The 7,774-nt window shown below is 69.2% G+C and carries 7 protein-coding genes; 1 reads left to right on the plus strand and 6 read right to left on the minus strand.

Going from position 1 to position 7,774, the window contains the following annotated elements; genetic code table 11:
• Positions 1 to 240: 240 nt before the first annotated feature.
• Genes ACT3SQ_RS18530 through ACT3SQ_RS18555 form a run of 6 tightly spaced genes read right to left on the minus strand, consistent with a single transcriptional unit; the run spans position 241 to position 7,291 of the window.
• Complete coding sequence (locus ACT3SQ_RS18530; RefSeq protein WP_441445435.1) at positions 241 to 2,169, minus strand: hypothetical protein; 1,929 nt, start codon at positions 2,167 to 2,169, stop codon at positions 241 to 243.
• A 1-nt stretch (position 2,170) separates the two neighbouring features.
• The gene (locus ACT3SQ_RS18535; protein WP_345080515.1) at positions 2,171 to 2,881 is read right to left on the minus strand and encodes an ABC transporter ATP-binding protein; all 711 of its coding nucleotides are present in this window, start codon (positions 2,879 to 2,881) and stop codon (positions 2,171 to 2,173) included.
• Complete coding sequence (locus ACT3SQ_RS18540) at positions 2,878 to 3,441, minus strand: PadR family transcriptional regulator (protein ID WP_345080518.1); 564 nt, start codon at positions 3,439 to 3,441, stop codon at positions 2,878 to 2,880. The genes ACT3SQ_RS18535 and ACT3SQ_RS18540 overlap by 4 nt, the downstream gene beginning before the upstream one ends.
• A gap of 54 nt (positions 3,442 to 3,495) precedes the next feature.
• A complete protein-coding gene (locus ACT3SQ_RS18545; RefSeq protein ID WP_441445434.1) occupies positions 3,496 to 4,395 on the minus strand; it encodes a metallophosphoesterase in 900 nt (299 codons plus the stop codon).
• Positions 4,392 to 5,177: an imidazole glycerol phosphate synthase subunit HisF gene (gene hisF, locus ACT3SQ_RS18550; RefSeq protein WP_441445433.1), complete on the minus strand. Its 786-nt coding sequence runs from the start codon at positions 5,175 to 5,177 to the stop codon at positions 4,392 to 4,394. The genes ACT3SQ_RS18545 and hisF overlap by 4 nt, the downstream gene beginning before the upstream one ends.
• Positions 5,174 to 7,291, minus strand: coding sequence for a DNA gyrase/topoisomerase IV subunit B (locus ACT3SQ_RS18555; RefSeq protein ID WP_441445432.1), 2,118 nt, complete (start codon positions 7,289 to 7,291; stop codon positions 5,174 to 5,176). Before ACT3SQ_RS18555 ends, hisF begins: the two co-directional genes overlap by 4 nt.
• A gap of 178 nt (positions 7,292 to 7,469) precedes the next feature.
• Here ACT3SQ_RS18555 and ACT3SQ_RS18560 point away from each other — a divergent pair, with 178 nt between their 5' ends.
• Positions 7,470 to 7,688 carry a DUF7455 domain-containing protein gene (locus ACT3SQ_RS18560; RefSeq protein WP_441445431.1) on the plus strand — a complete coding sequence of 73 codons (219 nt, stop codon included), beginning with the start codon at positions 7,470 to 7,472 and terminating at the stop codon, positions 7,686 to 7,688.
• Positions 7,689 to 7,774: the final 86 nt, after the last annotated feature.

Here is a 7,774-nt window from a genome sequence, read left to right on the forward strand (position 1 = left end):
GGTTTCCTCGCCCGCCGACGAGCGGTGCGCGAGGCCCGTCGGCAGCAGGCCGCCCAGCAGGCGCGTCATGAGCACGAGCTGCTCGTGCAGCGCGCACTGCTCGGCACCGGCCTCTCGCACCTGCGGTGAGCACGGCGGCGTCTCTGATGCGAGCGCTCGCCCCCACCCTCGGCCCGTCCGAATCCGTTCGGACGGGCCGTGTCGCGTCCGGAGTACAGCAGACGCGCGGCGGTGCGCACGTCAGGCCCGGCGGATGTGGTCCGGTCGCAGGGGAGCACCGATGCCGATCGAGGTCAGCAGCGCGATCACCACCGCGCCGCCCGCCACGGCGAGAACCGGTCCGGTGAGGCTCTCCGCGCCGAGGTGCGTCACCATGCCCGGTTCCATACCGCGGTTACCGGTATCGACGAAGGCGACGGCGACCAGATGCCCGATCCCGAGCGCCGCTCCCCCACCGACCACCAGCGGCAGCGCCACCTCGAGCCAGTGCGCACGGCGCAGCACCCCCACAGGGGTGCCGAGCAGGCGCAGCCGGGCATGCTCCTGCCTGCGCCCCATCGCCAGATCAGCCATGCCGAGCAGGAAGGCGCCCAGCCCGACGGCCAGCACCACGAGGTTCAGCAGGCGGATGGTGTCGATGGTCGCCTGATAGGGCGCGAAGTCCTCCGCCGTCCAGCCGATATGGGCGTCGATTCCCGCCGCCTGCAGCTCCGCCGGAAAGTCAGGGCGCGGGCCAGCATTCACCCTCGCGCTCACGTCGCCGAACTGCCAGAACTGCTCTTCGGTGACCAGTGCCCGCGGAATGAACAGGGTGGGTGCCGGATCCGTGTCCTGCCAGGCAGGGACTGGCACTCGAGAGAGATCATCCTCGGAGACCTCGAGCTGCAGCACGGGATCTCCGAACCCGCCGCTGCTCTCGTCGAAGTCGGTGCTGAACAGATCCACGATTCCCTGGAGCGGTACCCTCTCCTCGAACCCAGCCGCAGCTGGGATCCAGGCCGCACGATCATTCCGGCAGCCCTCCACCTCCGGTCGGAGGACGCGGAGCTCCTCGCAGGTGGTCACCATCGCACCCAGGGCGTGCTCCTGCGGGGTGCTCCCCGGGGCGACGACGTACCCGCGCGTGGAGAATGCCACCTCGCGAGCTCCACCGACCTGCTCGAGGGCACGCTCCAGATCTGCGACGGCCGCCCGATCCGGGAGCCATGCCTCGGCGACAGCTTCGACGTCTCGGTAGTGGCGCCCGGCCTGATACACCGGGGTAGCGGCCAAGACGCTGATCAGTCCCTGCCCTGCCGTCGTCACCACCACGCCGATCACCAGGGCGCCGAGCACCCTGCCGAGCACTGCGGGCTGAGACTGCAGGCGCCGTCCCGCCACGACGGTCACCGGGGATCCGACCCGGACGAGCAGGTCGGCGCTGCGCCGCACCAGCAGGGCCGGCAGCAGGATGCTGCCCAGTGCGGCCAGGCCGGCACCGCCGAGGAACAGAACGACCAGCACGGGGTTCGAGAGCCCTTGCACACTCCAGCTGAGCACCAGCATCACCAGACCCAGCACCAGGATCGCTGCCCGCCAGAGACCGGGACGTCGGTCCACCTCTCCGCGAGCCTGCTCCAGAGTCTCGCTCTGGGAGCGACGTGAGGGCATCGCGGCCCCGGCGGCCAGACCCAGCGGCACGGCGAGGGCCACCACGAGAGATCCCGGCACAACGCTCGGCGCCGGGGTCATGCCCAGCAGTGCCCCTCCGGCCCACGGAACCAGCAGAGAACCCACCGTGAGACCGACAGCTGCACCGACGAGAGCGGGAGGGAGGCTTTCGCCGATGCCCACCAGTACCCGATCGCGGCCGCGCATCCCGAGCAGGTGCAATCGGGCCGTGCGCCGGGAGCGGTCCTGCTCGGACATGCGGCCGGTCGCGGCGGCGGCGGCCAGCACGGGCAGACCGATCGCGAGGGCCACGATCCCGGGCAGGATCATCCCGACCACCTCCGACATCGCGATCCCGGGTGCGAGGCTGCGGGGCCTGGCAGCATCCAGCAGGGACAGCACCACGACCAGGAGCGCGCAGCCGAACAGGGACACGAGCAGTGCGCTGAGTGTGCGGAAGCGGCCTTGGTCGGTGGCGCGCAGGGCGAGGGTGAGCCCGAGGCGGAGGGAGGAGCGCATCTCAGCCCACGAGCTCCCCGTCGCGCATGCTCACCAGGCGGTTCAGGTGTGCGGCGACGCGGTTGTCGTGGGTGACGACCACGAGGGTCGTGCCCTGCTCCGTCACGGTGTCCATCAGGGCGTCCATCACGGTGTCGGCGGCGACTGTGTCCAGCGCGCCGGTGGGTTCGTCGGCCAGCAGCAGGGCGGGCTGGTGGATCAGTGCGCGGCCGACGGCGGCGCGCTGCGCCTGTCCACCGGAGACCTGGGCGGCGCGACGGCCTGCGACCTCGCCGAGCCCGAGACGGTCGAGCATCGCGTCGACTTCTGCCCGGATCCGTGCCGGCCTGCCGCCGAGGAGCTGGAGCGGGAGGGCGAGATTCTCGCGCAGAGTGAGTTCGCCGATCAGGTCACCGAACTGGAACACCATGCCCATCCGGGCCAGCCGGAGCTGGGCTCGATCTTTCTCCCGCATCGCTCCGAGGTCCTCGCCGAGCACCCGGAGGGTGCCCTCCCGGGCATCCAGCACGCCGGCGAGCACATGCAGAAGAGTGGACTTCCCGCATCCGGACGGCCCCATCACGGCGACCTGCTCCCCTGCGGCGATCTGCAGGTCGATGCCACGCAGCGCGGGATCCTGACCGTAGGAGACCCGTACCCCGCTCAGCTCGACGACCGTCGCAGCTCCGGCAGCGGTCGCAGCGCGTTCACGACTCTCGGAATGGGCGGTCATCGCTGCGCCCCGGTCTCGTCGGGCCGCGTTCCGGTCGTCTCCTGCCATTGCACGCGCAGCGCATCGAGCCGCTGACCGGCTTCCTGGATCCAGCGCAGATCGGCGTCGAGGTGGGTGAGCTCGTAGTCCAGCTGGAGCAGCAGCGAGGGCTCGGCACCGCGACGGCGTGCGGTCAGCTCGCGCATGCGCACCATGTGGCTCGCTCGCTGGACGGTGAGGACCTCCTGGGCGTCCCGCCCGGAAAGCAGGGCGATCGAGATCCGCACGAACAGGGTGGAGGCTGAGAAGGAGCCGGTGACCTGCGGCGTGGAGACCCAGGCATCCAGCTCGGCGACCCCGTCGGCCGTGATGCCGTAGAGCTTGCGCTCGGGCCCGGAGCCGGTCTCGACGGTGAGGATCTCTGCCCATCCCTGGCGCTCGAAGCGGGCGAGCGAGGAATAGACCTGCCCGAAGGCCAGCGGCCGCTCCGGTGCGAGGAGCTGGTCGTAGTCATGCTTGAGGGAGTACCCATAGGCTGGCGACCGATCAAGCAGTCCCAGCAGGGCGTGTGCGGTGCTCATGCGAGGACTATACACACTGCGTATACACACTGCGAATAGCTAGTAGAAGGCGGCTCACATCCCGCTGCGCATCTCCACGATCACGAGCTCACGCGGGTTGTTGACCCGCACCCCGGCGATGCTGTTCCCGAGCCCCCGGCTGATCACCATGGTGGTGCCCTGCCGCTCATGCACGCCCTCGGTGAGCGCGGGGAACAGGCCCTGATGCGGGGCGTAGAGCCCACCCACTCCGGGAATGCGCACCTGCCCGCCGTGGGCATGCCCGGAGAGCACCAGGTCAGCCCCGGTACCGGTATAGCTGTCCAGCTGCTCCGGACGATGCGCGAGCAGCACAGTGGTGCCATCCTCCGGCAGGCCGAGTCCGGCGAGCACCGCCGTCGCCTCCTGCGGGCTCTCCCCTGCCGCGGCCCGCACCCGCGGGTCATCAAGACCGACCACGCTCAGCTCGACCCCGGCGATCTGCGCCTCGACAGCCTCATTCCGCAGCACCGTGATGCCGCGAGCCTCGAGTCCCCTGATCAGCTCGTCCATGAGGGGTGAGTCCGCCTCATGGTTGCCGAGCACGAAGTACGTGGGTGCGATCGCCTGCAGTCGCTCGGTCATCGCGAGCACGCCGTCCAGCTGCGTGGTGCGGTAGTCGATGAGGTCGCCGGTGAGCGCGATCAGATCCGGCTCTGCGGCCGTGGTCGCGGTGACCACCCGATCCTGGAAGGTGCCGAACTGTGCGGCATGCAGATCGGAGATCTGAGCGATGCGAAGCCCGTCCGCCGCTGCTGGCAGTTCGTCGAGGACCACGTCATAGGTGGTGACATCGAGCCGGCGGTTGTCCCACAGCAGCCAGCCGCCGGTGGCGAGAAGCAGCAGGATCAGCACGAGCCCGATGGCAGCGAGGCGCTGCCGCGGAGGGCGGGTGGTGCCGGCTGCTCGGTCGGCGACCGAGAGCGGTGCGCTCACCGCACGGTGATCCCGTCGGCCGCCATCGCGGCCTTAGCCTCCGAGATCGTCATCTGCTGGAAGTGGAAGACGCTCGCGGCGAGCACCGCATCGGCGCCCGCGTGGACCGCCGGAGCGAAGTCCTCGGGCTTCCCGGCCCCGCCGGAGGCGATCAGCGGCAGGGTGGTCGCCTCCCGGGCGAGCCTGATCAGCTCGAGGTCGAAGCCCTGCTCAGTGCCATCGGCATCCATCGAGTTCAGCAGGATCTCTCCGGCTCCACGCTCGGTCACCTCGCGGATCCAGGCGATCGCATCGATGCCGGTGCCGCGCCGACCACCGTGGGTGGTCACCTCGAAGCCAGAACCGGAGCGTGCCGTGCCCTCGGGGGTCTCGTCGGTGACGCGGCGGGCGTCGATCGAGAGCACCAGCACCTGGTTGCCGAAACGACGCGAGATCTCGCTGATCACCTCGGGGCGAGCGATCGCGGCGGTGTTCACCCCGCACTTGTCCGCGCCCGCCCGCAGCAGCTGGTCCACGTCGCCGGCGGAGCGCACCCCGCCGCCGACGGTCAGCGGGATGAAGATCTGCTCTGCGGTGCGGCGGACCACGTCGATCATGGTATCGCGGCCGCCGGAGGAGGCGGTGACGTCGAGGAAGGTGAGCTCATCAGCTCCCTCGGCGCCGTACCGGGCGGCCAGCTCGACCGGGTCCCCAGCATCGCGGAGATCTTTGAAGTTGACGCCCTTGACGACGCGACCCGCGTCGACGTCCAGGCAGGGGATGACTCGGACGGCGACACTCATGCGTCGATCCTCTCCATATCGAGCTCTTCGGCTCCCTCGATGATGAACTGCTTGCGCGGAGCGACGTCGGAGCCCATCAGCAGCTCGAAGACGGCGCTGGCGGCCTCGGCGTCCTCGATCCGCACCCGGCGCAAGGTGCGGTGACCGGGATCCATGGTGGTGTCGGCCAGCTGGTCGGCGTCCATCTCCCCCAGGCCCTTGTAGCGCTGGATCGGCTCCTTGTACTTCTTCCCGCGGCGTTCGAGGTTCTTGAGCAGCTTGTGCAGCTCCGCCTCGGAGTAGGTGTAGACCAGCTCGTTCTTCTTCTTGCCGCCGTGGATGATCTCCACCCGATGCAGGGGCGGCACTGCGGCGTAGACCCGACCGGCCTCGACCAGGGGACGCATATAACGGTGGAACAGCGTCAACAGCAGGGTGCGGATGTGCGCACCGTCGACATCGGCGTCCGTCATCATGATGATCTTGCCGTAGCGGGCGGCGTCCAGGTCGAAGGTGCGACCCGAGCCGGCGCCGATCACCTGGATGATCGCGGCGCACTCGGAGTTCTTCAGCATGTCCGTGATCGACGCCTTCTGGACGTTCAGGATCTTGCCGCGGATCGGCAGCAGGGCCTGGAACTCCGAGGAGCGTGCGTTCTTCGCGGTGCCGAGCGCGCTGTCGCCCTCGACGACGAACAGCTCGGAGCGCTCCACATCGTGGGTGCGGCAGTCGGCGAGCTTGGTGGGCATGGTGGAGGATTCCAGCGCGTTCTTACGGCGCGAGACCTCCTTGTGCATGCGTGCGGCGATGCGGGCGCGCATCTCCGAGACCACCTTGTCGATGACCAGGGCTGCCTGTTCCTTCTCGCCCTTCTTGGTGGAGCTGAGGAACTCGGTCAGCCGGTCCTCGACGACCTTCGCGACGATCGCGCGGATCGCCGGGGTGCCGAGCACCTCCTTGGTCTGGCCCTCGAACTGCGGTTCGTCGATCCTGACGCTGACCACCGCGGTGAGCCCGGCGAGGGTGTCGTCCTTCTCGATCTTCTCGTTCTTCGCATTGAACTTGACCCGCCGGGCCTGGTTCTCGACCTGCTTGCGCACGGTCTTGACCATCGCCTGCTCGAAGCCGGTGACGTGGGTGCCTCCCTTGGGGGTGGCGACGATGTTTACGAAGGAGCGCAGCGTGGAGTCGAAGTCCGAGCCCCACCGCAGAGCGATGTCCACCTCGCAGCTGCGCTCGACATCGGTGGAGACCATATGGCCGTTCGCATCGAGCACAGGGACCGTCTCTGTGTACGCGCCCGTGCCCTGCAGGCGGATCACATCGGTGATCCGCTGGTCCTGGGCGAGGTACTCGACGAACTCGCTGATCCCGCCGTCGTACTTGTACACGCGGGTGGCCGGCTGATCGGGTGAGGCCTCGGGCCGGAGGTCACTGACCGAGATCTTCAGGCCCGGGACCAGGAAGGCGGTCTGGCGGGAGCGGCGCGTGAGATCGTCCAGCGAGAAGTGCGATCCCTTCACGAAGATCTGAGGGTCGGCCCAGTAGCGCACACGGGTGCCGGTCACGCCGCGCTTGGCCTTGCCCACCACCCGCAGCTCCCCGGGTCCTTCCGCAGGGGTGAACGGGGAGTCCAGGTCCGGTTCACCGGAATCGGCGAACTCGCCCGGCTGCCCGCGCTGGAAGCTCATCGCGTAGGTCTTCCCACCGCGGTCGACCTCGACATCGAGGCGTCCGGACAGGGCGTTGACGACGCTCGCGCCGACGCCGTGCAGGCCGCCCGAGGCGGCATAGGAGCCGCCGCCGAACTTCCCACCGGCGTGGAGCTTGGTGTAGACCACCTCGACGCCGGTCAGTCCGGTGCGGGGCTCGACATCCACCGGGACTCCGCGACCGGTGTCCCTGACCTCGACCGAGTGATCAGGGTGGAGGATCACCTCGATCGCGTCGCCGTGCCCGCCGAGCGCCTCGTCGACCGAGTTGTCGAGGATCTCCCAGAGGCAGTGCATGAGGCCCCGCGAGTCGGTGGAGCCGATATACATGCCGGGACGCTTGCGCACAGCCTCGAGGCCCTCGAGGACCTGGAGATTGCGGGCATCGTAGGCGGACTTCTTCGCAGTGCTGGTGGTGGACACCCCCCAGATCCTACGGGTCGGGGCAACAGGATCCGGGTATTGCCGCCTGCCGCGCGGCTCACAGCACGGGCCCCGACCGGGCGTGGGGAGCGGCTGGGCTCACAGGGTGTTGCGCCGCCAGCGAACCAGGGCTGTGGATACTCCCCCCGCCCCCGGTCTCGATGCTAGAAATGACCTCATGAACCTCACTCTCGAAGCTCCCCGGCTCACGGCACACGACCGCTGCGACCGCTGCGGTGCTCAGGCGTACGTCAAGGTGCTCCTCGAGGCCGGCGGCGAACTGATGTTCTGCGCGCACCACGCTCGCGCCCATCAGGACGCCTTCACCAGCGTCGCCTCCGAGATCATCGACGAGACCGAGCGTCTCCATCTCAAGCCCGAGCCGATCGAGGACTGACCGCAGCAGCCGGTCGCAGAGTCTGATCGCTCCCGTTCCTCGAGAAGGGGGGCCCCCCCCCGGGTGGGGGGCCGGGTACGCGGCAG

It is taken from the genome of Brachybacterium sp. AOP42-C2-15, from assembly GCF_052377065.1.
In the GTDB taxonomy this organism is placed as follows: Bacteria; Actinomycetota; Actinomycetes; order Actinomycetales; family Dermabacteraceae; genus Brachybacterium.